The organism is Arthrobacter sp. 05N428_2, from assembly GCF_056397065.1.
On record NZ_JBFTMR010000005.1, the window covers coordinates 86,548 to 110,513 of the forward strand.

At 68.4% G+C, this 23,966-nt stretch carries 25 protein-coding genes and 1 riboswitch; of the genes, 8 read left to right on the forward strand and 17 right to left on the reverse strand.

The features are described from left to right. Positions 1 to 15: 15 nt before the first annotated feature. The 9 genes from AC1DGI_RS07120 to AC1DGI_RS07160 form a co-directional block, all read right to left on the reverse strand. Complete coding sequence (locus AC1DGI_RS07120) at positions 16 to 267, reverse strand: ferredoxin (protein WP_441400047.1); 252 nt, start codon at positions 265 to 267, stop codon at positions 16 to 18. Further along, positions 264 to 1,523 carry an NADH-ubiquinone oxidoreductase-F iron-sulfur binding region domain-containing protein gene (locus AC1DGI_RS07125; RefSeq protein WP_476898278.1) on the reverse strand — a complete coding sequence of 420 codons (1,260 nt, stop codon included), beginning with the start codon at positions 1,521 to 1,523 and terminating at the stop codon, positions 264 to 266. The genes AC1DGI_RS07120 and AC1DGI_RS07125 overlap by 4 nt, the downstream gene beginning before the upstream one ends. Beyond that, positions 1,520 to 2,077 (reverse strand): ferric reductase-like transmembrane domain-containing protein, encoded by a 558-nt coding sequence (locus tag AC1DGI_RS07130; RefSeq protein ID WP_441400050.1) that lies wholly within the window; start codon positions 2,075 to 2,077, stop codon positions 1,520 to 1,522. The genes AC1DGI_RS07125 and AC1DGI_RS07130 overlap by 4 nt, the downstream gene beginning before the upstream one ends. Beyond that, entirely contained in the window at positions 2,070 to 3,038 is a 969-nt protein-coding gene (locus AC1DGI_RS07135; protein ID WP_476898279.1) for an FAD:protein FMN transferase, read from the reverse strand. Before AC1DGI_RS07135 ends, AC1DGI_RS07130 begins: the two co-directional genes overlap by 8 nt. A gap of 34 nt (positions 3,039 to 3,072) precedes the next feature. Further along, positions 3,073 to 3,402: a hypothetical protein gene (locus AC1DGI_RS07140; protein WP_476898280.1), complete on the reverse strand. Its 330-nt coding sequence runs from the start codon at positions 3,400 to 3,402 to the stop codon at positions 3,073 to 3,075. Between the two features lie 123 nt (positions 3,403 to 3,525). Next, a complete protein-coding gene (locus tag AC1DGI_RS07145; RefSeq protein WP_441400056.1) occupies positions 3,526 to 4,815 on the reverse strand; it encodes a deoxyguanosinetriphosphate triphosphohydrolase in 1,290 nt (429 codons plus the stop codon). Then, a complete protein-coding gene (gene dusB / locus AC1DGI_RS07150; protein WP_441400058.1) occupies positions 4,808 to 5,986 on the reverse strand; it encodes a tRNA dihydrouridine synthase DusB in 1,179 nt (392 codons plus the stop codon). Before dusB ends, AC1DGI_RS07145 begins: the two co-directional genes overlap by 8 nt. 119 nt (positions 5,987 to 6,105) lie before the next feature. Further along, on the reverse strand, positions 6,106 to 7,572 hold the full coding sequence (locus AC1DGI_RS07155; RefSeq protein ID WP_476898281.1) for a YibE/F family protein: 1,467 nt from the start codon (positions 7,570 to 7,572) through the stop codon (positions 6,106 to 6,108). A gap of 96 nt (positions 7,573 to 7,668) precedes the next feature. Then, positions 7,669 to 7,770 carry a BBE domain-containing protein gene (locus tag AC1DGI_RS07160; RefSeq protein ID WP_441400062.1) on the reverse strand — a complete coding sequence of 34 codons (102 nt, stop codon included), beginning with the start codon at positions 7,768 to 7,770 and terminating at the stop codon, positions 7,669 to 7,671. Between the two features lie 112 nt (positions 7,771 to 7,882). On the opposite strand from AC1DGI_RS07160, the gene AC1DGI_RS07165 reads away from it, so the two are divergent. Genes AC1DGI_RS07165 through AC1DGI_RS07175 form a run of 3 tightly spaced genes read left to right on the forward strand, consistent with a single transcriptional unit; the run spans position 7,883 to position 10,369 of the window. Then, on the forward strand, positions 7,883 to 8,662 hold the full coding sequence (locus AC1DGI_RS07165) for an alpha/beta hydrolase (protein WP_441400064.1): 780 nt from the start codon (positions 7,883 to 7,885) through the stop codon (positions 8,660 to 8,662). Further along, a complete protein-coding gene (locus AC1DGI_RS07170; protein ID WP_476898419.1) occupies positions 8,662 to 9,522 on the forward strand; it encodes a DUF1295 domain-containing protein in 861 nt (286 codons plus the stop codon). The genes AC1DGI_RS07165 and AC1DGI_RS07170 overlap by 1 nt, the downstream gene beginning before the upstream one ends. Before the next feature lies 1 nt (position 9,523). Further along, a complete protein-coding gene (locus AC1DGI_RS07175) occupies positions 9,524 to 10,369 on the forward strand; it encodes a lysophospholipid acyltransferase family protein (RefSeq protein WP_476898282.1) in 846 nt (281 codons plus the stop codon). A gap of 100 nt (positions 10,370 to 10,469) precedes the next feature. On the opposite strand, the gene AC1DGI_RS07180 is transcribed toward AC1DGI_RS07175, so the two are convergent. The 3 genes from AC1DGI_RS07180 to AC1DGI_RS07190 all read right to left on the reverse strand — a co-directional run bounded on the left by AC1DGI_RS07180 (position 10,470) and on the right by AC1DGI_RS07190 (position 13,971). Then, the gene (locus tag AC1DGI_RS07180; protein ID WP_476898283.1) at positions 10,470 to 11,477 is read right to left on the reverse strand and encodes a GNAT family N-acetyltransferase; all 1,008 of its coding nucleotides are present in this window, start codon (positions 11,475 to 11,477) and stop codon (positions 10,470 to 10,472) included. 2 nt (positions 11,478 to 11,479) lie between these two features. Continuing rightward, the gene (locus AC1DGI_RS07185; protein ID WP_441403097.1) at positions 11,480 to 12,865 is read right to left on the reverse strand and encodes a glycine--tRNA ligase; all 1,386 of its coding nucleotides are present in this window, start codon (positions 12,863 to 12,865) and stop codon (positions 11,480 to 11,482) included. 122 nt (positions 12,866 to 12,987) lie between these two features. Continuing rightward, positions 12,988 to 13,971 carry a DMT family transporter gene (locus tag AC1DGI_RS07190; RefSeq protein WP_476898284.1) on the reverse strand — a complete coding sequence of 328 codons (984 nt, stop codon included), beginning with the start codon at positions 13,969 to 13,971 and terminating at the stop codon, positions 12,988 to 12,990. Between the two features lie 33 nt (positions 13,972 to 14,004). Here AC1DGI_RS07190 and AC1DGI_RS07195 point away from each other — a divergent pair, with 33 nt between their 5' ends. Further along, positions 14,005 to 14,241: an RNA-binding S4 domain-containing protein gene (locus AC1DGI_RS07195; RefSeq protein ID WP_476898285.1), complete on the forward strand. Its 237-nt coding sequence runs from the start codon at positions 14,005 to 14,007 to the stop codon at positions 14,239 to 14,241. Positions 14,242 to 14,310: 69 nt separating this feature from the next. On the opposite strand, the gene AC1DGI_RS07200 is transcribed toward AC1DGI_RS07195, so the two are convergent. Next, a complete protein-coding gene (locus AC1DGI_RS07200) occupies positions 14,311 to 14,973 on the reverse strand; it encodes an alpha/beta hydrolase (RefSeq protein WP_476898286.1) in 663 nt (220 codons plus the stop codon). 94 nt (positions 14,974 to 15,067) lie between these two features. On the opposite strand from AC1DGI_RS07200, the gene AC1DGI_RS07205 reads away from it, so the two are divergent. After that, entirely contained in the window at positions 15,068 to 15,919 is an 852-nt protein-coding gene (locus AC1DGI_RS07205; RefSeq protein ID WP_441402563.1) for an SGNH/GDSL hydrolase family protein, read from the forward strand. Between the two features lie 106 nt (positions 15,920 to 16,025). Next, positions 16,026 to 16,490, forward strand: a complete 465-nt coding sequence (locus tag AC1DGI_RS07210; protein ID WP_476898287.1) for a hypothetical protein — start codon at positions 16,026 to 16,028, stop codon at positions 16,488 to 16,490. A 3-nt stretch (positions 16,491 to 16,493) separates the two neighbouring features. Here AC1DGI_RS07210 and AC1DGI_RS07215 read toward each other — a convergent pair whose 3' ends face one another. Continuing rightward, positions 16,494 to 17,978 (reverse strand): CoA-acylating methylmalonate-semialdehyde dehydrogenase, encoded by a 1,485-nt coding sequence (locus tag AC1DGI_RS07215; RefSeq protein ID WP_441402560.1) that lies wholly within the window; start codon positions 17,976 to 17,978, stop codon positions 16,494 to 16,496. Positions 17,979 to 18,009: 31 nt separating this feature from the next. Then, complete coding sequence (gene mmsB, locus AC1DGI_RS07220; RefSeq protein WP_476898288.1) at positions 18,010 to 18,912, reverse strand: 3-hydroxyisobutyrate dehydrogenase; 903 nt, start codon at positions 18,910 to 18,912, stop codon at positions 18,010 to 18,012. 174 nt (positions 18,913 to 19,086) lie between these two features. Between mmsB and AC1DGI_RS07225 the strand changes: the two genes are divergently transcribed. Together AC1DGI_RS07225 and AC1DGI_RS07230 are read left to right on the forward strand one after the other, a co-directional pair. Further along, positions 19,087 to 19,986, forward strand: a complete 900-nt coding sequence (locus AC1DGI_RS07225) for a LysR family transcriptional regulator (RefSeq protein ID WP_476898289.1) — start codon at positions 19,087 to 19,089, stop codon at positions 19,984 to 19,986. A gap of 572 nt (positions 19,987 to 20,558) precedes the next feature. Continuing rightward, positions 20,559 to 20,903, forward strand: a complete 345-nt coding sequence (locus tag AC1DGI_RS07230) for a cupin domain-containing protein (RefSeq protein ID WP_441403287.1) — start codon at positions 20,559 to 20,561, stop codon at positions 20,901 to 20,903. A gap of 132 nt (positions 20,904 to 21,035) precedes the next feature. Here the strand turns inward: AC1DGI_RS07230 and AC1DGI_RS07235 are convergent, their stop codons facing one another. Both AC1DGI_RS07235 and metX read right to left on the reverse strand, forming a co-directional pair. Next, positions 21,036 to 22,418 carry an MFS transporter gene (locus tag AC1DGI_RS07235; protein ID WP_476898290.1) on the reverse strand — a complete coding sequence of 461 codons (1,383 nt, stop codon included), beginning with the start codon at positions 22,416 to 22,418 and terminating at the stop codon, positions 21,036 to 21,038. A 166-nt stretch (positions 22,419 to 22,584) separates the two neighbouring features. After that, on the reverse strand, positions 22,585 to 23,784 hold the full coding sequence (metX, locus tag AC1DGI_RS07240; RefSeq protein ID WP_476898291.1) for a homoserine O-acetyltransferase MetX: 1,200 nt from the start codon (positions 23,782 to 23,784) through the stop codon (positions 22,585 to 22,587). Positions 23,785 to 23,795: 11 nt separating this feature from the next. Next, positions 23,796 to 23,911, reverse strand: a riboswitch (SAM riboswitch). Between the last annotated feature and the right edge of the window lie 55 nt (positions 23,912 to 23,966).

Sequence of the window (23,966 nt, forward strand, 5' to 3'; positions counted from 1 at the left end):
CGCCTTGACCGCGGACTAACGGCGGCGCCGGGATTCAGCGGGGGCCGTCTCCCTCAGGCTAAGGGCCAGCATGGGGCACAACGCCACGGCCTCTTGCGCCGCTTCCCGGTCAGCGGCGCGCAGCGGAACATCCGTCCGCTGCCGGCCTACCTTCCCGCGGGCCACCGGGTATCCCCAATCGTCCCTGTCCAGCACGCCGGCGAGCAGCTCGGTGCACAGGCCGCGGCCATCACACTTGGTCCAGTCGATATGAAGGGAGGTGCTCATGCCGCCATGCCTCCGGGCCCGATGCACCGGCCGGTGAGGTGCGCCCGCACGTCGTCGGCAAAAACCTCCAGCGCGCTGCTTACCAGGCCCGTTGTTCCGTCCGGGTGCCGGCACGCGCCGCGTCCGGTGACCAGCTTGCCGAGGCGGTCCAGTTCGGCGAGGAGCCGGGGATCCCGGTCCCTTGCGGCGATGCGGTTGAGGACCGCGGCCATTGCCGGTAATCCGAACATGCACGGTCCGCACTGCCGGGCTGACTCCCCGGCGAGATAGGTAAGGATGCGGGCCGTGGCCTCGACCCCGCACGTGTCCCGGCCCAGCGCGTGGATGACTCCGGCGCCGGGACGCACCATCCGGCTGGCCGGTCCCGCGGGCGACAGCAGCTGGGAACCGGTCCGCACCCAGCGGCCGTGGTAGCCGCCCACCAGCACTGCGGACACGGAGGCGGGATCCATGCCGGCGGCCCCGAGGACGTCGGCGAGCTTTGCCCCGCCGGGCACCTCCAGCACTAGACCGCGTGCCGGGGTGGGACCGGAGACAGACACCAGCCGGGTGCCGGGATCCGCGGCGGTCCCGGCTTCACGGAACCACGCCGCACCGAAGCGGGCGATCAAGGCCACCTGCGCCAGGGTTTCGACATTGACTACCAGGGTGGGACGGCCGTTGAGCCCGGACACGCTGAGTCGACGGCTTTGGTCCAGCGGAAGCGCAGAGCCGGTGGCGATCATGTTTACGACGGCGCTCGACTCCCCCGAGATGAAGGTCTCCGGCGCTTCCACCACTTCAATCCGCCGCGCACCGGGATGCTCCAGCAAGGCACGCTGCACCCCGGGAATGCTGACCGCCGGCACGTACAGATACATCCGCGAGCCCGCCAACGCCTTGGTAACAGCCAGGAGGCCGTCAATCACCAGATGGGGTGCGTCGGCCAGCAGCGTCTTGTCCTTGAAGCTCAGCGGCTCCCCTTCCGCGCCGTTGGCGATCACCACGGGCCGTGCTGCAAGCAACCCCTTCCGTACGGAGCGGGCGGTGGCGGTGGCTTTCCGCCAGGTCTCGAAGGCGGCGCCGCCGCGGCCGGTGAGGCCCGAGGCCTCCAGCACCGCCAGCAGGCCCGGGGCAGCGACGTCGGGATCCAAAGGCCCGAAGGTTTCCAGGTGACCGGCCAGCCCTGCACCCGGATCCGCTGCCAGGAGGCGGGGCTCCAGCCGGACGGCGGCGGCCCCGGGCGAAGGCGGGAGCACGTCGGGAAACGGGTTCACAGGAGGCGTCCTTCCCGGGCTTTGGCGGTTTCCGGGAACGACGGCGAGAGCCGCCACACCAGGGCTGACGCGACGGCCACTGCTGACCCTGCCGCCAGCGCGAGGAACCACTTGCTGCCCGCATCCGTGCCGTTTCCGAGGGCGTGGGCCATGGCGAGGGGCCAGATGGCGTAGCTGAGCCAGTGGACGGCCTTGAATGCGCGCTGGCCGATCCGGCGCCGCAGCAGGGCTGTCACGACGACGGCCGCCACTAGGTCCAGTGCCACCGTGCCCAGCCCCTGCCAGAACGGCTGGAAGGAGCCCAGGAACGGCACGACGACGTCCACGGGGCGCAGTTTCGCGAAGGAATCCAGCAGCAGGGATCCGATGTGCAGGCCAAGGAATACCGTGGCAAGCAGGACAATATTGCGGTGCAGGATGCTGATGGAAAACCTCGGCAGCTCCAGCAGCGGCCGGCCTGACCTGTTGAGGATGCCCAACAGGACGGACGCGGTAAACAGCGCGAGGGCGATGAACCCGCTGACCCGGCCGAAGGCCCACATTGCCTCATCCACGGGAGACACCTCCGGCGCGCACGCTACGGTCAGCCGCGGGCCAGCCGCCGGTGGCGGCGACCCGGCCGTTGCTGCCGACAAGGCGTGCCGCGATGTTTTCAGACCGGAACCACTCCAGGGCTCCGAAGCCACGGACTATGGCCGCGGTGCTGAAGGCGTTGGCCTCCAGGCACGTGTGAGCTGCCACCGTCACCGACCGCCAGACAGGCTCCGCTGGCAGTCCGAAGCGGGGATCCAGGATGTGATGGACTTCGATCCCTGCATGCTTCCAGCGCCGCTTTTGCGTGCTGGAGGTGGCGAGGGCAAAGCCAGGCGCGAGGGCGATCCGCTGGCTCGGGTCCGAAACAAGGTCCTGGACAAGGATCTGCCAGGATCCCGGCTGTCCGGCACCTTGCGGTCCGGGCCCGGCGGTGGCCAGGTCTCCGCCCAGGCCAACGAGGGCTCCGCAGCCTAATTTCGCGTGCACCTCGGCGGCGGCAAGATCCGCCGCCACGGCTTTGGCCGTGGCGCCCAGGTCGAGGCGAAGATCCGGCGGCACCGTTAGTCTCTGGGCGTCAAGGCTGATCCGTGACCAGCCGGGAGCTCTGGGGCTCGCCGGCGAAGGCGCCGCTGCCCCGTCACCAGCCGAATGATCAAGCGGCAACGGCACGCTGACCAGTCCGTGGCCGTACCCCAGTGCATCAAGGTCGGCGCCTAGGGTCGGATCGACGTCGCCCGCCGTCAGCCGGGCTGCATCGAGGGCACGTTCCATGAGGAGCCTCAGTGTCGGGCTGACGGCGGCTCCGGCCGCCAGCGAGGGTTGGAGCCGCATCAGTTCCGAGTCGGCGCGGAAACGGCTGCAGGCAAGGTCGACGGCGGCTACAACACCCCGGACGATGTGTTCCGCTGCGGGCAGCAACGCCTGCTCTGTGACGGTGAGCGAGGCCTCGAGTCCCCAAACGGTCCAGGTGGATTGACCCACAGTTCCAGGGTTTTGCGCCGCAGGACCCGTCATCTCAGGAACCGGACGAATTGCCATGGATGGTCCCGCCGCTGCCCGGTTGCACCGGGCTGGTGCTGCCGTAGCCGCGCGAACGCCGTGTGCTGTTGTCCTGGCTGTTGCCCGAACCGCCGGACGTATTGGAGCCGCCGTACTTGGCGGAGTCGCCGGGCGTCGTGGAAGTTCCGGACGTGCCGAAGTTGGAGGTGGAACCCATCCTGGCAACCACCGAAGGCGTTGAGGCATACACGGCGGCGGCGGCAACACCGGCTGTTGCCAGACTGCCCAGGCCCACGGCAGCGGTAATCCCGCTGGCGAGGCGCTTGCCCCTGCTCCGAGTACTCATGACCTACTCCTGTCCTTTAGGGTGTGCCTCTCCTTCCATACTCCTCGCCGTCCCTGTGTAATTTCTTTGAATTATGTGTAGATCGGGCAACCGGCCGGATACTACGCCGGCCGGCGGCGCCTGTCACCAGAGCGACGGCAGGCTGCCGACGAGCCGTTCGTACATGGCCAGCGCGGACCCGTCGGTCAGCGAGGCGACCTGGTCGATGACGACCCGCAGCCGGGCGCCGTCGTCTGCCGCGGCCCGCCAGTCGGCGGCGAACATCGGTTCCAGGTGACGGGCGCCGGCGGCGTTGAGCGCGGTTACCAGGGCATGCAGGACCTCCCGCTGGCGTTCATAGATCGGCTGCCGGTGTTCGGTGGTCATCACGAAGGTGGTGGCCAGGCCCTTCATTACGGCGATCTCCATCACGGTCTCGTCCGGGACGATGAGTTCGGCGTTGTAGCGGGTGAGGTTTTCCGGACCGTAAACGGCGCGGGTGGTCTCCAGCGCGCTCTGGCAGAAGCGGCCGATCAGCTGGCTGGTCATGTCCTTCAAGGCCGCCATGGATTTGCGGCTGCCGTCGGCCTCGCGGACCCAGACAGGGGTGGCTTCCAGCCGGGCAAGGGCCGCGTCGATGGCTGCCGGATCGTTGTGCGGCAGATACCACTGCTTGGCGTAGCCGACTACCCGGGCCCGGTGGTCGGGGTTGTCCATCCAGCGCAGCTGGAAGTGCCCGGCGACGATCGCGTCCTCGACGTCGTGCACCGAGTAGGAGATGTCGTCCGCGAGGTCCATGACCTGGGCTTCGAGGCAGGAGCGGCGTTCGGGCGCACCCTCCCGGATCCAGTCGAATATGGGCAGGTCGTCCTCATAGGCGCCGAACTTGCTGGTCCGCTGGCCGTGGATCACGGGGGCGTTCGCTGCCGACCACGGGTACTTCGCGGCGGCGTCGAGGCTGGCGCGGGTGAGGTTCAGCCCGGCGGGGCGGCCGTCGGGGGCGAGGACTTTGGGCTCGAGGCGGGTCAGCAGCCGCAGGGTCTGGGCGTTGCCTTCGAAGCCGCCGATCGCGTGGGCCACCTCGTTCAGGGCCGACTCGCCGTTGTGGCCGAAGGGCGGGTGGCCGAGGTCGTGGCTGAGGCAGGCGGTGTCCACGACGTCGGGATCGCAGCCAAGGGCGCGGCCCAGTTCGCGGCCCACCTGTGCGACCTCAAGGCTGTGGGTGAGCCGGGTACGGACGAAATCATCGGTGTCCGGGGCGACCACCTGGGTCTTGGCCCCGAGCCGGCGCAGGGCGGACGAGTGCAGCACCCGGGCGCGGTCCCGTTCGAAGTCGGAGCGGTAGGTGCTCTTGGGTGGCTCCTCGACCCAGCGGGCGCAGTCCCGGTCCACGTAGCCGTCCAGCACCGGGGCGGTAGTCCTGGTTTCAGCCACCGGAGACGTCCAGTTCGGCGAACGAGATATCGCGGGATTGTTCGGCGTCGAGGCTGCGGTTGAGCAGCCAGTCCTTGGGCAGTGCGGGCTTCTTGGGCGAACCGGCCCGGCCGCGGGGGCCCTCGGCGTCGGCCCCGGGGTAGGGCGAATCGAGGTCCAGTTCGTCGAGGGTGCCGCGGAGCACCTCGAGGCTGGTCACGAGGGCCAGCCGGTTCCGCAGTTCGCTGCCCACCACGTAGCCCTTGAGGTACCAGGCCATGTGCTTGCGGATTTCCCGCAGCGCTTTGCCCTCGTCGCCGAAGGTCTCGACCATGAGTTCGGCGTGGCGGTAGATGCTTTCGGCCACCTGGCGCAGTGCCGGCTTGTGCCGGACGTCGCTGCCCTCGAACGCGGCCATCAGGTCGCCGAACAGCCAGGGCCGGCCCTGGCAGCCGCGGCCCACCACGACGCCGTCGACGCCGGTTTCGCGGACCATGCGCACCGCATCTTCGGCGGACCAGATGTCTCCGTTGCCCAGGACCGGGATATCCGGGAGGGCTTCGCGCAGCCTGGCGATGGCGGACCAGTCGGCCTGGCCGGAGTAGAACTGCGCGGCGGTGCGGCCGTGCAGGGCGACGGCGGCCACGCCGGAATCACGCGCGATCCGGCCGGCGTCCAGATAGGTCAGGTGGTCCTCGTCAATGCCTTTGCGCATCTTGATGGTCAGCGGGATGTTGCCCCTGGACGCTTCTTTGACCGCGGTCTGCACGATCGAGGTGAACAGGTCGATCTTCCACGGCAGCGCCGAGCCGCCGCCGCGCCGAGTTACCTTGGGCACCGGGCAGCCGAAGTTCAGGTCGATGTGGTCCGCACGGTCTTCCTCGACCAGCATCCGGACGGCCTGGCCCACCGTCACCGGGTCCACGCCGTAGAGCTGGACGGAACGGACGTCCTCGTCCTCGTCGTGCGAAATGATCCGCAGTGACTCGGGCGTGCGCTCAACGAGGGCACGGGAGGTGACCATCTCCGCGACATACAAACCGCCGCCATATTCACGGCACAGTCTGCGGAACGCGGAGTTGGTGATGCCCGCCATCGGAGCCAGGATCACGGGGGTGTCCACCGTGAGGGGTCCCAGCTTGAGCGGCGGGAGGTCCAGCTTGGGGGCGGGAGGCGTTGCTACTACAGTCACCCGACCATTGTCTCAAAGCCGGGCAAATCGGCAGCACGCCCGCCCGGCCATGTGGATATCGCTGGGCTGCGTGCGGCCGCCGGCCCGCCCGGGCAGCCGCCCCACCCGAGCCGGGCCGGTCAGCCGGGCTGGGCGGCCCGCCGTCCGCGGCGGGTCTCCGCCGCCGGTTCGGCCCTCCCCTCGGGCACACCGCCCGGCAGCCTCGCGCCGTCCAGCGCACCGCCGGCGAGCGCACCGGCAGCCACTGCGGCCTCGGCGGTCGCGGGCACGACGACGGCGGACCGGCCGCCGTCGTCCGCGGCGGTTGCGGCGCCCCGGAGGCCGGTGGCTTTCACGACGAGCACCGCGATCAGGGTGGTGACCGGGATGGCGAGGACCAGGCCGATGGAGCCGACGAGCGTGCGGATCACTTCCTCGGATAGCTCGGCGCTGGTGAGTGCGTCGCCCAGCGGCCGTTCGTAGAGCATCACGATGATCAGGATGGGCAGTGCGGCGCCGGCGTAGGCGAACGCGATGGTGTAGACGGTGGAGGCAATGTGGTCCCGGCCGATCCGCATGGCAGAGCTGAAGAGCTTCCGTGCCGAGGTCCCGGGGGCGAGCTCCCAGAGTTCCCACACCGCGGAAGCCTGGGTGATGGTGACGTCGTTGAGCACGCCGAGCCCGGAAATAATGAGCCCGCACAGGATGATCCCCGAGATGGAGATGTGGTCAGAGACGTTGGCCAGGGTGGCGGCGTCATGGTTGCCGACGCCGGCCAGGTTTGCCGCATCGGTGGCCCAGGCCGCCAGGGCGGCGGTGATGCCCAGCCCGAACATGGTGCCCAGCAGCGCCGTCGAGGTCCGGGCGGTGAAGCCGTGGGCGAAGTACAGCACGCCGATCATGATCACTGTGGAGCCGACGACCGCCAGCAGCAGCGGCGGTTTCCCTTCGACCAGGCCGGGCAGGATGAAGGTGACGAGCACGGTGTAGGCGCCGGCCAGGCCGATCAGCGCGCGCAGTCCGCGCCAGCGCGCCACCGCGATCACGACGACGGCATAGAGAATGGCGAGCAGGACGATGGGGAGCGTCCGGACGAAGTCGACGAACACATAGGCAGGCGTGCCCTGGGCCGAGGCGCCCTGCGCCTTGGAGAGGTTCAGGTAGCGGATGTTGTCGCCGACTTTGACGCCGTGGGACTTGGCGACGTCGGGGTTGATGACCACCTTGACCGGGTTTCCGCCCTTGTCCGGTTCGGTATAGGCGAAGGTGCACTGCGAGCCCTGCCCGGGCGCCGCGCCCTGGGCGGAATCGGCGGGCGCGCCCGCTGCGTCCGCGCCGGGCCCCGAGCCGTCCATGCAGCTGCCGACGACGACGCGCTGGATCTTGCCTGTGTCGAAGCTGACGCCCGGTGCGGCCGCGTAGGGGCTGGACAGCTTGATGCCTTCCTTGCTGCCCGAGGGCCACAGCAGCACCATCGCGGCGACGGTCAGCAGGGTCAGCGGGATAAGGATGGCCGCCAGGATCCGGTTGGCCTTCTTCCGGGCGGCGAGCGCCCGGGGCGTCGGTTCGGGATGCCCTTGCGGGGTATGGGAGTGTCCGGCGCCCATCAGCAGTTCAACCTCATGCCCAAAACTCTACGGCGTGAGCGCACCCTGGCCGTCCCCGGCCATGGTGCGCTGGCGCGGCGCGTGGAAACCCGCCGGTTACGCCGGCGCGGTGTTTTGGTTCACATGGAAGAGGTTTTGCGGATCGTACTTGGCCTTGATCTCGCCCAGCCGCCGGTAGTAAGCCGGCGCGGAGCCCATCCTTCCCCGGCCTTGCTCCGAATGTCCTGTGGGTAGGTCCCCCCCGAAAAGGGGTGCGCGCCCGCACCTGCAGGGCCACTTGAACTGCGCCCAGACGGCCCTAAGGTTGGAATTGACGAACGATGTGGAGGACACAACGGTGGCCAGACGCAAGACAGATGACCGGGAAAGCCCTGCGGCCGGGACCGGCCTTGGCGCCCGGGCGGAGCTAACCATTGCCGACCCGGCCGGGCCGACCCGCGGCGTCGCGTTGGTGCTGCACGGCGGACGCGCGGATAGTTTTCAGGCCGTCCGCGGCCGGCACCTCAGCCCGGCCCGGATGCTCCCCTTCGCCCAGGCGCTGCGGAACGAGGGCGGCCCGCAGGGCTTGGCCGTCTGGACCCTCCGGAACCGGTACCGGGGCTGGAACGGACCGGACATGTCCCCGGTCCAAGACGCCCGCTGGGCACTTGCCCAGATCAGCCGCGAGCATCCCGGCGTGCCCGTCTACCTGCTGGGCCATTCGATGGGCGGCCTCACGGCGCTCTGCGTCGCGGACGACCCGCAGGTCGTAGCCGTCGTCGCCCTGGCCCCGTGGCTGGACGGGTCCACGCCGGCGGAACGCGTCGCGGGACGCCGGGTACTGATCGTGCATGGCAGCGAGGACCGCTGGACCAGCCCCAAACACTCGTTGGCCTACGCCCGGCGCATCGAGGGCGTGGCCGAGTCTGTGGACTACGTTTCGCTGCAGGGCGCCGGCCACTTCATGTTCCGCCGGGTCCGGCTCTGGAATGCGCTCGCCAACGGCTTCATCCTTGACGCCTTCGGCGGCAGCGCCGGCGTCGAGTTCCGCGGCACCGGCATCCTCCGCCAGGTCCTGCCCGCCGCGGCCAAACTCCCGGTGGTGCTGTGATGCCGGCATTCCCGCTGGAGGCCTTCCTGGCAAGCCTTCCCTGGGTGGCCCTTGGACTGGTGGCACTGCTGGCCGTGACGTTCTCCGTCGCCGTGCGGCAGAGCCGCCACTCGGTCATCGACACGGTCTGGGGCCTGGGCTTCGTCGTGGCGGCCGGGGTCTCGTGGCTGCTGTCCGCGGGCCACGGCGACGGCGGCCGCCGCCTGCTGCTGCTGGCCCTAGTCGCCGTCTGGGGCATCCGGCTGGCCGCGCACATCGGCGTCCGCGCCCGCGGGGGCCACGAGGATCCGCGCTACGTGGCCATGCTCTCCTCGGCCCCCGGCTCGCGCAACAGCTACGCGCTCCGCCGCGTGTACCTGCCGCAGGGCGTGGTGATGTTCTTCGTCTCACTCACCCTCCAGGTCGGCATGTTCAGCACGGGGGCCCTGGGCTGGCTGGCACTGCTGGGGACCCTGCTGTGGCTGGTCGGCTTCGTCTTCGAGACGGTTGGGGATTGGCAGTTGGCCCGGTTCAAGGCGGATCCGGCTCGACGCGGCACGGTCCTGGACACGGGCCTCTGGCGCTACACCCGGCACCCGAACTACTTCGGCGACGCCGCCGTCTGGGCCGGGCTGTTCCTGGTCGCCGCGGACTCCTGGCCGGGTGCGCTGACAGTCCTCTCCCCCGCGCTGATGATCTGGACGCTGGCCGGAAAGACCGGGAAGCCGCTGACTGAGAAGGCGATGTCCGCCCGGCCTGGCTACAAGGAATACGTCGAATCGACCTCGGGCTTCATCCCGAGGCCGCCGCGCCGGCGGAAGACGCGCAGCCGGCATCAGGGCCATCAAAAGCCCCGCCCCCACAACACCGGCGGACACTGAGATGCAGGCGGCCGGACGCGGCTGGCGGCCCAAGCCCAGCGACCGTTTCTACCGCGTGATCATCCGGACCGGACAGGCGCTGCGCTGGCTGTTCCGGATCCGGGTCATCGTCACCGGGCAAGAACATCTGCCCGGGGCGGTCCCGCCCGGCTCGTCCCCGGGCACCTCCTCCCGGCGCCCCACCCCCGGGGCGGGCGCCGTCGTCGCCATCACACATTTCGGCTATCTCGACTTCGCCGTCGCCGAGCTGTTGCTGTGGGGGCACAACAGGGCCCAAATGCGCTTCCTGATCACCCAGGGAGCGGCCGACCACTGGTTCGCCGGGCCAGCCGTCAGCGCCGCCGGGCACGTCGTCGTCGGCTATGGCGGCGGCTCCCACGCTTACGACGCCGCCGTGCAAAAGCTGCGCGAGGGCGAGTACATCGCGATCCTGCCCGAGGCCGGGGTGAGCCGCAGCTTCCGGGTCCGGGAATGCAAAACCGGTGCCGTGCGGATGGCAGCCGAGGCCGGCGTCCCCATCATCCCGGTCTCGGTCTGGGGTGCGCACCGGGTCATGACCCGGCACCACGGCTTTTCGCCGTTCCGGGCCTGGCGGGCGCCGGTGCGCGTGCACGTCGGTAAGCCGTTCACCCCCGGCCGAGAGCTCGACGTCGCTGCGGCCACCGAAAGGTTGCGCGAAATCCTTCAGTACGGAATCGACGCCGGCATCGCCGACTTCCCGCTGAAGCCGGAACCGGGCGCCTGGTGGATGCCGGCTGCCCTCGGCGGCGGCGCGCCCAACGAGGAGGAACGTCGACGGCTGGATGAAGCCGAAGGCCCGCGCCGCGCACGCAGCCGGCATCGCTAAAGCCCCACTCAGCCGCCGTCTAACCCAAAACTGACCCGCAGTTGTTGTCGCTTACCCTCCTGTAAACGACAACAACTGCGAGTCAGTTGGGCTAAGCGGGCTAGACCGGGTCGGAGACGATCAGGGTGTCTGCGCCGGCCTGCCGGGCCTTGCCGTCGTCCAGCAGCGGCTCGACGACGGCGCGCAAGGCCGTCATGGAATCGTCCAGTTCCAGCAGAACCGGGTACTGGTACGCGATCAGCGCCAGCAGGTCCCTGACCGCGGTCCGGGCGTCGTCGTCGGAGAGCGCCGGGTCATGGCCCAGGAACACGTCGGACGGTTCGCCGGCGGTGGCGGAGTGGCCGTTCTCAGGGCCGCCCATCTCCGGGCCGCCCTGCGCGTAGCTGATCGCAAACGCCTGCAGCCGCCCTTTCTTCTTGGCGGCCACGCCCGCACCGAAGGCACTGGCCTTGGGCGAGCGCAGCACGATCGCGCCGTGCGCGCCGCTCAGATCGTCCAGGAACAGCCGCTGCACAGTGGGGATGCTGAGTTCGCCGGGGCTGTCCCAGTAGTGCACGGCGGTGTAGTACCGCCCCACGACGTCGCTCAGTTCCACCGAACCGGTGGCCAGATCCTCCACCTGGTCCGAGGCCGCGGCTTCGGAGCCGTCGCCGAACACGGGGAGTTTCAGGGCTCCGGGCTCCACGACGACGAGGCGGGAGCGCTGGATCGGGGCCAGTCCGGCGGCCTCGGCGAAGGCAGCGCCGGGCGTGCCCGGCTCCACCTTGGTCCGGAGCCGGGACACTCCCGACGGCGATCGTTCCGCCTCGTGCCGGAGCATGGCCAGCAGCGTGGAGCCGATGCCGGCGCGGCGGTGGTCGCGGGCCACCTCGACGTAGACCCAGAGGCGTTCCGGGTGCAGCGAGGCCTCGTGGACCACGCCCGCCGCGACGGGGATGGCGACGCCGTCGACGACGTCCTCGGCCACGATGCAGCGGCGCCACGGGGCGTTGCCCGAGGGCGCCAGGGTGCCGCGGAACTGCCGGGCCTGATCCGTCTCCGGACCGCCCCACATTTCCAGCAGCGCCAGGTCGTCGCCCTCGCGCCATTCGCGGTATTCGATTGCCACGCTCAGGCGCCGATCAGCCGTGCGGCCAGGTAGCCCTCCACCTTGTCCAGGGAGACGCGTTCCTGGCTCATGGTGTCGCGTTCGCGGATCGTGACGGCCTGGTCTTCGAGCGTGTCGAAGTCCACCGTGATGCAGAACGGGGTGCCGATCTCGTCCTGCCGGCGGTAGCGGCGGCCGATGGCACCGGCGTCGTCGAACTCGATGTTCCAGTTCTTGCGCAGCTGCGCGGCGAGGTCCTTGGCCTTCGGGGACAGGTCCTCGTTGCGGCTCAGCGGCAGCACCGCCGCTTTGACCGGGGCCAGGCGCGGGTCGAGCTTGAGCACGGTGCGGACGTCGACGCCGCCCTTGGCGTTCGGTGCCTCGTCCTCGGTGTACGCGTCGATCATGAACGCCATGAAGGAGCGGGTAAGGCCGGCGGCCGGCTCGATCACGTACGGGGTGTAGCGCTCGTTGGTGGCCTGGTTGAAGTAGCTCAGGTCCTGGCCGGAGGCTTTCGAGTGCGTGGAGAGGTCAAAGTCGGTGCGGTTGGCGATGCCCTCGAGCTCGCCCCATTCCGAGCCGTGGAAGCCGAAGCGGTATTCGATGTCCGTGGTGCCCTTGGAGTAGTGGCTGAGCTTCTCCAGCGGGTGCTCGAAGAAGCGCAGGTTCTCCTCCCGGATGCCCAGGCCGGTGTACCAGGACATGCGTTCCTTCATCCAGTACTGGTGCCACTGCTCGTCGGTGCCGGGCTCGACGAAGAATTCCATCTCCATCTGCTCGAACTCGCGGGTGCGGAAGATGAAGTTGCCCGGCGTGATCTCGTTGCGGAAGGACTTGCCGATCTGGCCGATGCCGAACGGGGGCTTCTTCCGGGACGTGGTGAGCACATTGGAAAAGTTGACGAAGATGCCCTGGGCAGTCTCGGGGCGCAGGTAGTGCAGGCCCTCTTCGCTGGCGACGGGGCCCAGGTAGGTCTTGAGCAGGCCGGAGAATTCCTGCGGTTCGGTCCATTCGCCGCGGGTGCCGCAGTTGGCGCAGGCAATGTCCTTGAGGCCATTCTCGGCCGGGCGGCCCTTCTTCTCCTCGTACTCTTCCTCGAGGTGGTCCGCGCGGTAGCGCTTGTGGCAGGAAAGGCATTCCACCAGCGGATCGGAGAACACGTCGACGTGGCCGGAGGCCTCCCAGACCTGGCGGGGCAGGATCACCGAGGAATCCAGACCGACGACGTCCTCACGGCCGCGGACCACGGACTGCCACCACTGCCGCTTGATGTTTTCCTTCAGCTCGGCACCGAGGGGGCCATAGTCCCAGGCAGAGCGGGAGCCACCGTAGATTTCGCCCGCCTGGAAGACGAATCCCCGTCGCTTGGCGAGGGAAATGATCTGGTCGAGTACGGATTTTGCTGCCATGGGAACTCCAATTTCTACAGGGCCGCTGGGTGCGGTCCGCGCTGTCAGCCCCGGGTCACCGGCTGGTTGCCGGGCGGGGTGTTGCGAACGGTGTGATGCAAACTCCTAGCCTACCCGGGCCGCTACCGCTTGAGGGCTCCGCGGGACCAGGGCAGGCTGGCCAGGACGATGGCGGCCAGCGTCAGCAGCGTGCCCAGCACGGTGGGCAGCGCGACGATGGTGCCCGGCGCGGGCAGGAACAGGTCCAGGCCCAGCGATCCCAGCAGTTGCCCGGCGATCATGCCGAGGCCGGTGACCAGCACGCCCAGGCTGTGAACCAGGAAGGCCGCGACGGCGATGAAGACGCAGCCCATCGGACCGCCCAGGTAGTACCACCACTCGCCTGGGAGAGGGTGGCCGGGCCCGGCGACGGCCAGCTTGATCAGCAAGGCGAGCCAGAGCACAATGCTGCCGGCGATGAAGTTCACCAGGGTGGCGGTGATGGGGGTGCGGTAGTGCACCGTGGCCGTGCCGTTCATGGCCTGCTGGAAACTCATGAGAAACCCGGCGAGCACCGGAAGCAGCACCGGCACCAGCAGCTGCAACGGCCCGGAGTCCGCCCCCGAAACCCCGCCGGCGGCAAATCGCGGCGACACGGCCCAGGCCACGGCTGCGACGGTCAGCACGCTGCCGAGGACCCGGATCCCGGTGATGGGTTTCCGGCCCGCGGGGCCGATCCCCATCCGGTCCACCAGCAGGCCGCTCAGGGTCTGCCCGGTGACGGCGGCGACGGTGAACAGGGCGACGCCGAGAAGTCCGACGGTGAAGGACTGGGCAAAGACGAAGAACGCGCCGATGCCGCCGGCCAGCACGTAGTAGCGCGGGAACCGGCGTTCCCGCAGCGAAGGCAGGACTTCGGCCAGCCCGGCGCGCCCCTTGGGCAGGAGCAGCGAGATGACGATCATCAGCACCAGGCCGGTGCTGAAGCTGACCACCGCGGCGGCGAGGCCGTCGGCGAGGACCGTTCCCAGGGCGCCGTTGATCCGGCCCTGGACGGGGACGAAAAGTCCCGCCGCCACGGCGAGGAGAAGACCGAGAAGCAGCGGAAGCCGCGGTGCGTGGGTCATTGGTGCCACCTTTGGTCAGGCATTATTGCTGGTATGAGCAACCCGGAAATTGAAGACATCCCCATCCGCGACGACATGATCCGGCTGGGCCAGCTGCTGAAACTGGCCAACCTGGTCGAGGACGGGGTGGAAGCTACGGACCTTATCAGGAACGGGCTTGTCAAAGTCAACGGAGAGATCGATGACCGGCGCGGCCGCCAGCTCCACCACGGCGACACCGTCACCGTGAACGGCCGGACCGTACGGATCGTGACACCCGCCGGAGCCTAGCAGCACCTGGCAGCGCGGCGCCGGGCGCCGCCGTGCGGGGCGCCGCCGCGCGGGGCGCCGCCGCGCGGACTATTTGTCGAGCACCTCATGGCTGAGGAACTCGCCCACGTGACCGATTTCCTGCTGGTTGATGCCGTGCCACATGCCGGTGTACAGCACCTTGGTCAGCTTCACGTGACGGCGCACCCAGCCCATGGTGAACTCGACTTTGTCCGGCGTGATCACGGGGTCGTGCTGGTCCCGGCCCCAGAACATCGGCACTGTGCCATCCAGCTCGTCGTCGCGGAAGCTCGGGTCGCCGCCGGCGTCGACGGCAAAGCCGGAGAGTCCGACGACGGCGGCGTACCCGTCCGGCCGCTGCCGCAGCAGCGTGGTGGCCAGGGCCATGCCCATTGAGAACCCGAGCAGCGTCACCGAGGGATGGTTCGCCCGGACCGAGTCGATCCAGTCCTGGGCGTAGGCCGCCGCGTGCTTGACGGCCTCGAGTGAATAATCGATTGATGCGGTCAGCGGGAACCAGGTGAAGCCCGGACCGGCGGCCAGCGGGGCACGCAGCGAGGCCACCACGAACTCCTCCGGCAGCGCGTCGGCCAGGCTCAGCAGGTCCTCCTCGTTGGCGCCGTAACCGTGCAGCAGGACCAGCAGGGGCTTGCCGGCGCGGGCGTCTTCGGGCCGGGACCACAGGACGACGGGGGCGGGAAACGCGGCGGGGAAAAGAGCGGCTTCAGTCATGGTTCTATTCTTACAGTTACCTGTGGGTCACCAGTGGCGCTGGCGCACCTTTGGTACATGAGTGCAGGATAAGTAGGTGAGCGAAACAGAAGCCATGGCGAATCTTCCGGATCTGACCCTTAACCATCCCTGGACGCGCTACGTTGCCATGGGCGACTCCTTCACGGAAGGGATCGGCGATCCGGAGCCGGCCAGCCCGGGCGGCCACCGCGGCTGGGCGGACCGGGTGGCGGAGGAACTGAGCCGCGGTCACGACGATTTCGCTTATGCCAACCTCGCGGTCCGGGGCCGTCTCCTGCAGCAGATCGTGGACCAGCAACTGGCCCACTGCCTGTCCTTGAAGCCGGATCTGGTGACCCTGTCCGCGGGCGGAAACGATCTGATCCGGCCCGGCGGAGACCCCGACGTCCTGGCCGAGCGGCTGGACTCGGTGGTGCAGATCCTGAGCCTGGGCGGCGCCACGGTGGTCCTGTTCAACGGGCCGGACACCGGCTCCACGGTGCTGGGCCGGATCCGCAGCAAGGTGGCGATCTACAACGAGAACCTGCGCACCGTGGCGGCCCGGCACGACGCCGTCATCGCCGACATGTGGTCCCTCCGGCAGCTCAATGACCCGCAGATGTGGGATGCGGACCGCCTGCATTTCTCGCCGCTGGGCCACCACACCATCGCGGCCATGGTGCTGGACTCGCTCAACGTGCAACACACCTTGGAGCCGCTCTCCCCCAAACCGCTGCCGCCGCGCAGCTGGCGGCAGGCCCGCACCGGTGACCTCATCTGGGCCCGCGAGCACTTCGTCCCGTGGGTGGTCCGCCGGCTCCGGCACCGCTCCTCCGGGGACGGCATCACGGCCAAGCGCCCGCTGGCCGGTCCGGTGTTCGGCCCCGGGGTCCCGCTCGGGTCGGGCGAGGGCCCGCCCGGCGCGGAGGATGCCCTGCGGCCCTGAACGACGGCCCTGAACGGGCTGCCCGGTTCCGGCCGGGGCAGGACCAGGCACTTCGGGAGCGGCCCGCGCGTTAAGCTGAAGGACCACTCCTGAAAGGTTCGGTACCGTGTTCTCCTTCTTTGGGCTCGCCGTCGCGGCGGCCATCATCATGTTCGGGATGCGCCGGTACAGGGCGTCCAACCGCGGGCGGAACGGCAACGGCCCCGGCGGCTTTCCCGGGCAGCCGTTCGGCGGGTCCGGAGGGTTCCCCGGCCAGCAGGACAACCAGCCGCGCGACGGTTTCACCCAGCGGGACTACTACGGCGGGTTCGGCCAGCTCGGCGCCCCGCAGCCCCCGGCCAAGCAGCAGTACCAGGTCCCGTACGAGGACAGCCCGGAATACCTGAACAGCCCGCCGCAGGCCGCCGCCCCGCAGGCACCTGCTTGGCAGCCGCCGGCTGCCCCGCCGTCGTCGTCGGAGCCGCAGGGTTTCCGCGCGCGCAAGCTCGCCGAGCTGGACCAGAAGTACAGCAACGGCGAGCTGGCCATGGAGGATTACATGGCCCAGCGCGCGGAGATCATGAAGGGCTAGGCCCTAGTCGACCTGCGGGAAGCCCAGATCGATCACCGAGGTGGAGGGATCCGGCCAGCGCGTCGTGACCACTTTGCCCCGGGTGTAGAAGCGGATGCTTTCCGGGCCGTACATGTGGGTGTCGCCGAAGAGCGAGTTCTTCCAGCCACCGAAGGAGAAGGTTCCCACCGGCACCGGGATCGGGACGTTGACGCCCACCATGCCGGCTTCGACGTCGAACTCGAACTGCCGGGCGGCGCCGCCGTCGCGGGTGAAGATCGCCACGCCGTTGCCGAACTCGTTGTCGTTGACGAGCTTGACGGCGTCGGCGTAGCTCTCCACCCGGACCACCGAGAGGACGGGGCCGAAGATCTCGTCGTCGTAGACCTTCATGCCGGGCTTGACGTGATCAATCAGGCTGACGCCGATGAAGAAGCCGTTGGAGTCGAACTCCTGGTGCCGGCCGTCCACCACCACGGAGGCGCCCTCGTCTGCGGCGCCGGCCACGTAGGAGGCCACCTTGTCGCGGTGTTCCGCGGTGATCAGCGGACCCATCTGCGACGCCGGATCCGTGCCGGGACCGATCTTGAGCGTGGCCATGCGGGTGGCGATCGCGTCCACCAGTTCGTCGGCGATGTTCCCGACGGCGACCAGGACGCTGACGGCCATGCAGCGCTCGCCCGCGGAGCCATAGGCAGCCGAGATGGCGGCGTCGGCGGCCATGTCGAGGTCCGCGTCGGGGAGCACAACCATGTGGTTCTTGGCACCGCCCAGGGCCTGGACCCGCTTGCCATGGTCGGCGGCGCGCTTGTAGATGGACTGGGCGATCGGCGTCGAGCCTACAAAGCTGACCGCTTTCACGTCCGGGTGCTCGAGCAGCACGTCGACGGCTTCCTTGTCGCCGTGCACCACGTTGAGGACGCCGGCGGGCAGTCCGGCCTCGGCGAAGACCTGTGCGATGAAGATCGCGGAGGACGGGTCCTTTTCGCTCGGCTTGAGCAGCACGGTGTTCCCGCACGCCAGCGCGCTGCCGATCATCCAGAGCGGCACCATCGCCGGGAAGTTGAACGGCGTGATGCAGGCGACGACGCCGACCGGCTGGCGCACCGAGTGGACGTCGACGCCGCCGGACACCTGTTCCGAGCGTTCACCCTTGAGCGCGTGGGACAGGCCGGTGGCGAATTCGATGTTTTCCAGGCCGCGGGTGATCTCGCCCTCGGCGTCGGAGAGGACCTTGCCGTGCTCGCTGGTCAGCAGGGCCGCCAGTTCGGGCCGGCGCTGCATGAGGAGCTCGCGGACCCTGAAGAAGATCGTGGTGCGCTTGGCGAGGCTGGTGGCCCGCCAGCCGGGCAGGGCGGCGCGGGCGGCGGCGATGGCCTCCTCGACGCGGTCCGCGGAGGCAAGGGCCACTTCCTTTTCCTGTTCGCCGGTGGCGGGGTTGAATACGGGGCCGTAGCGTTCGGCGTCGGACACCAGGGCGCCGTTGATAAAGTGCGGAATGCGTTCCATGGGAGGATCTCTTTCTAAAAAGGTTTGAAGGCTACTTGGCGGATTCGAACGAGCCGTCGACCAGCTTGACAATCGCGGAGCAGTCCTTGCCGGACTGGCCGCCGTCGATCAGGCGCTGGAAGAGCTGCTGGACGTGCTCGCCGATTTCCAGCGGGGTTCCGGTGTCCTTGGCTGCGCTGATGGCCAGTCCGATGTCCTTGTTGGCGAGTTCGGCGGTGAAGGTCGGGGCGAAGTCGTTGTTGGATGCGGCGGTGGGCACGACGCCGGCCACCGGGTACCAGGTGCGCAGAGCCCAGCTGTCGCCGGAGGAGACCGAGGCGATGTCCCAGAAAACCTGCTTGTCCAGGCCCAGGCGGTCCGCGAGCACCGCTCCCTCGGCCGTGGAGGCGAGGTTGATGAAGAGCATCAGGTTGTTGCAGATCTTGGCGGCCTGCCCGGTGGTGGCTCCCCCGGTGGGGATGATGTTGGCGGCCATCGGCCGAATGTATTCGGTGGCTTCGGCGACGGCGCCGGCCTCGCCGCCGATCATGAAGGTCAGCGTCGCGGCTTTCGCGCCGCTCATCCCGCCGGAGACGGGGGCGTCGACAAAGCGGAAGCCCGCCTCCGCTGCGGCGTCGTGCAGGGCCTGGGCCGAGGCAATGTCGATTGTGGACGAGTCCACCAGCAGTGTCTTGTTGTCGGCGTGGGCCAGGACGCCCTCGGCACCGAGGTATACGGCGCGGGCGTGCTCGCCCTTCGGGAGCATCGTGAAGACGACGTCGGCGCCCTCCACGGCCTCGGCGATGCTGCTGGCGGGTTTGACTCCCCCGGCCTCGGCGGCGGCCACGGCGTCCGCGTTGAGGTCGAAGCCGCGGACCTCGTTTCCGGCTTTGGCGAGGTTCACCGACATGGACCCGCCCATGTTTCCCAGTCCGATCCAGGCGACAACTGCCATGGCGTAAGCTCCTTTGCTTTGATCCTGCGTCCTGTTGCTGCGTCTTGGTAAGGCTCGGGGCCGGCGCAGCTGCCGGATCCCACGTGTCAACCATCACACCCTGTTACAGTGCAATCAAGGAGAAAAACTGAAGATGCCATGTGCGCAGATGCACATGGCGGAAAGATGGAGGGCATGAAGAGGCTCCCGAGTCCGGACGACCTGCTGATCCTGCTAACCGTGGCGCGGCTGGGCCGGTTCAACGCGGTCGCGGAGACCCTGGGCACCACGCACACCACCATCTCGCGGCGGATCCTCGCCCTGGACAAACAACTTGGGGGCCGGACGCTAGAGCGCAGCCCGCACGGCTGGGAGCTTACCGAGCTTGGAGCCCAGGCGGTGGCGGCCGCGGAAGCCATCGAGGGGACGCTGGGTGCGCTGACCGGCCGGATCACCCGACGGGAGGACGTGCTCTCCGGCCTGGTCCGGATCAGCACCCCGGACGGCTTCGGCGCCGAATTCGTCACCCCGGCCCTGGTCCGGCTGCAGCAGGACCACCCCTCGCTGAACGTGGAAATGCTCAGCGCCACCCGGAAGGTAAGCCAGAACCGGTCCGGGGTTGACCTTGAGGTGGTGGTCGGCAACCTGGACGTCAGCAACGCCCAGACCATCTTCCTTTCCAACTACTTCCTCCGGCTCTACGCGAGCCCGGAGTACGAGCGCGAGCACGGGCTTCCCGAGACGCTCGACGACGTCCGGCAGCACGGCTTTGTCTCTTACGTCGAGTCAGCCCTGCAGGTCGCCGAACTTGGCCACCGGTCCACCCAGCTACCGATGCCGCGCTCCAGCTTCCAAGCCACCAGTATTTTCGCCCAGCTCGAGGCGGTCAGTCGGGCCGCCGGGATCGGGCTGCTGCCCAACTTCCTCGTAGTCGGCAAGCCAGGGTTCGTGCCGGTCCTGCCGGACGACTTCCAGCGCCAGCTGCCGATCTGGGCGGTGGCCCGGTCGGAATCGCTGCGGTCGGCACCGGTGCAGGCGGTGGTGGCGGCCGTCCGGGCCGAGATCGCCGAACGCCAGGACGTGCTGGCAGGCTGAGCCGGGCGCGCTGCGTTTACGGCGGCGGCCTGCTTTACCGGCGGCCGTCCATGTCCGATGTCGTCAGCCCGAACTGTTCAGAGTCCGCCCGGCCCACTACTTGCCCGCAAAGGGAACCCTGACCGGGACGTTCGAGCGACACTAAGCCAAATCCGGCCTGTGACTTTCGGCGGTAAATGGGGGGGGGTCTTTTGCGGCGCTATTTGGCGTTGTAGACGCCGCGTCCTGCAGGACGCGTGATACTCAGGGGCGGGGCCATCACTTGACATGAAAAACCATGCGTTAGCGGCTGCGAATAGGAAGCCTCCGAATGCCGTCTCATCAGTGAGGGAAAAGTATCGCGGTGAATCGCAAGCCCAGCTGATGCGGGACCGGTGCGCTCTAGGCAAAAGGCGCGATTGGGTCTATAAATCAAGACGGTAGCTCAGCGCGCTGGCGGCCCTTCCGCAGAGGCGCCGTCGGGTGAAGTTTCACAGCATCCGAGGGGTAAACACCGCCAGAGCGCAGTGTCGGAGCCTACCCACAACAAGCAGGACCGACCATAGGAGGTCATGATGCCAGGTTTAGTTCGCATGAGCCTCGATTCGCCCGAGGAGACGCGTCCCTTTGAAGGTGGCACGGGCCAACTTCAACTCGTCAACCTCGAACAGGGCGGCGTGGGACGCGCCACATTCCTGCCCGGATGGCGCTGGTCCGAGCACGTAAAACCGATCGCCAAAACGGAGAGCTGTCAGGCCGCCCACATGGGGTATTTCGTATCCGGTCGAATGAAGGTCGTTATGAACGACGGCGAGGAAATGGAATACGGGCCCGGCGACTTCGCCACCATGGCCCCCGGGCACGACGCCTGGGTACTGGGAGACGAACCCTGTGTCGTGATCGACTGGCAGGGATTCGTCGACTACGCCAAACCCTGAAAGGCCCGGGCTTCTGACCAACCGTCCGCCGCAGAAGACGCCGAAAAGGAGCTGCCCGCGCCCGCGTAGAAACGCGGACACGGGCAGCGTGGTACCGGCTGAGCTTATTTCTTACCTGCTATTTCTTGCCTGTTACTTCTTGCCTGCGGCGATGAGGTCCGCTGTGCCCTGGGCATCGGCGGCGTCGACGTCGTGCAGCGAAACACCCCGGGTTTCCTTCAGGAAGAACACCGCGACGGCCGTAACGACGCAGGCGAGCAACAGGTAGACAGCCACCGGAACGGAGGACTTGTACTGGCTCAACAGCGCCACGGCGATGATCGGGGCAAGGGAACCCGCCACGATCGAGGTGACCTGGTAGCCGAGCGAGACGCCCGAGTAGCGCATCCGGGTCGGGAACATTTCCGCCATAATCGCCGGCTGGCCGGCGTACATCAGGGCGTGGAACAGCAAGCCAATGATGACCGCAGCGAGGATGACGAAGTCGTTGCCGGTGTCCATCATCGGGAAGGCGAAGAAGCCCCAGGTTGCACCCAGAACGGCGCCGGCCATGTACACCGGCTTGCGGCCCAGACGGTCCGAGAGGCGGCCGACCATCGGCACCACGGAGAAGTGGATGGCGTGCGCCACGAGCAGCAGGAGCAGGATCTGGGAAGTGTCGGTGTGGACGACGGTCTTGAGGTAGGTAATCGAGAACGTGACCACGAGGTAGTACAGGATGTTTTCTGCAAAGCGCAGGCCCATGGCGGTGAACACGCCGCGGGGGTAGCGGCGGAAGACCTCGGCGACGCCATAGCCCTTCTGGCCCTCTTCAACCTCTTTGCGTGCCTCCAGGAAGATCGGGGCATCCTGGACCTTGGTCCGGATGTAGTAGCCGATCAGCACGATGACGGCGGACAGCCAGAACGCAACCCGCCAGCCCCAGCCCAGAAAGTCCGCGGAGGACAGCACGGCGGAGAGGATGAACAGTACGGCGGTGGCGAGCAAGTTGCCCAGCGGGACGGCAGACTGCGGCCAGCTGGCCCAGAAACCGCGGGACTTGCTGGGGCTGTGCTCGGCGACGAGGAGGACGGCGCCGCCCCATTCGCCGCCGACGGCGAAGCCCTGGGCGAAGCGGAGGAACACCAGCAGGGCCGGTGCCCAGTAGCCGACCTGCGCAAAGCTCGGGAGGCAGCCCATCAGGAAGGTCGAGACGCCGACCAGGATGATGCTGAGCTGCAGGAGCTGCTTGCGGCCGAACTTGTCACCGAAGTGGCCAAACACGATGCCGCCGATGGGGCGGGCGATGAAGCCGACCGCGTAGGTCAGGAAGGCGGCAAGGATTCCGTCCAGCTCCGTGCCGGAGTTGGGGAAGAACATCTTGCCGAACACCAGGGTGGCGGCGGAGGCGTAGAGGAAGAACTCGTACCACTCAACCACCGTGCCGGCCATCGAGGCCGCCACTACCTTCTTCAGACCCGACAACTCGACTTCGGGCTCTGCTGCGCGCCTCGCGGCGGCGTTTTCCGTACTCATTGGGACTCCTTCGATGTCTCCGTCGACACCCCTGTGAACCTGACGCTTGTGTGAGTTATGACACACAGCTTTTATCCTCAACGAGTATGGACTGCCATCGCCGCAGGCTCAACGACCATTCGCGCAGAGCCCGTCTGCAAAAATGCACAGCCGACGACGCCGCCGGCTAGCCGAAGAAGCTCTCCCGCAGTTGATCGCTGAGCTGGCCGATCTCGGTCAGGAAGCCGTCATGGCCGATCGGAGCCTCGATCACATGCACCGGAACGTCTCCCGGCAGGGCGTCGGCGAGTTCACGGGACTGGGCCGGGAAGTACAGCCGGTCCGAGTCCACGGCGGCCACGAGGAACTCAGCGGTGGCCCTCGAGAGGGCCTTCTTAAGGCTTCCGCGGCCGCGGCTGATGTCGTGGCTCATCAGCGCCTCGGTGATGGCGATGTAGCTGTTGGCATCGAAGCGGCGCACGAGTTTGTTGCCCTGGTGGTCCAGGTAGCTCTCCACCTGGTAGCGGCCCCGGCCGGCCAGCGACCCGGCTTCGAGCGGGGCCTCGGCCGGCTGCGGCTTCCGCCCGAAGCGGCCGTCCAGTTCGGCGGCGGAACGGTAGGTGATGTGGGCGATCCGGCGGGCCAGGGCCAGACCGGCATGCGGTTCCGGGCCGCCGTAGTAGTCGCCGCCGTTGAAGTTGGGGTCCTGGCGGATGGCCAGGGTCTGGGCCTGGGCGAACGCAATCTGCTCGGCCGTGCTGCTGGCACCCACCGAGATCACGGCGCAACGCCGGACCCGTTCCGGGTAACTGACCGCCCATTCGAGGGCGCGCGCTCCCCCGAGGGAACCGCCCAGTACGGCGTGCCAGCTGCCGATCCCCAGGGCGTCCGCGAGGCGGGCCTCGGCGGCGGTGCTGTCCCGGAGGGTGACCAGCGGGAAGCGCGAGCCCCAGGGCCTGCCGTCCGGTGCCGGCGTCGAGGGCCCGGTGGAGCCGTAGCAGCCACCAAGGATATTGATAGAAACCACGAAGTACCGGTCCGTGTCCACGGGCGCGCCGCGGCCAGCCAGCTGCTCCCACCAGCCCGGTTCCTCGCCGGCACCCCGGGTGACATGGGTGTCTCCGGTCAGGGCGTGCTCGATCAAGACCGCGTTGGAGGCGTCAGCATTGAGCGTTCCCCAGGTCTCGTAGGCGAGCGTGACATCCGGCAGGGTGGCGCCGGATTCAAGGGCCAGGGAGCCGATCCGGTGGTGGCGCACCGTCCCGTCCGGGACGGACGCGGCCCCTGTGCCTTTCGTCGTTTGGTGGCCCGTCACGTCATGGCCCGTCGCTTCGCGGCTGGTTGCTGTGCTGTCGGGTGCACCCGTGCGGGCGGCGGCAATCGTCATGTGCGGACCTATCTTTGCGCTTGCCCGCCGTCAGCTGACCGACAGGCCAGGTCTTCACCCGGGGCACCCCGCCGCAGGAGGAGGGTTGCCGGCCAGCAAGCCGGGGCTGTCGCTGGCACTCATGACCTGCCCCGAGTCTACGAAACACGGCCGGGCAAGCGCGAAGATTGTGACGGCTGTGT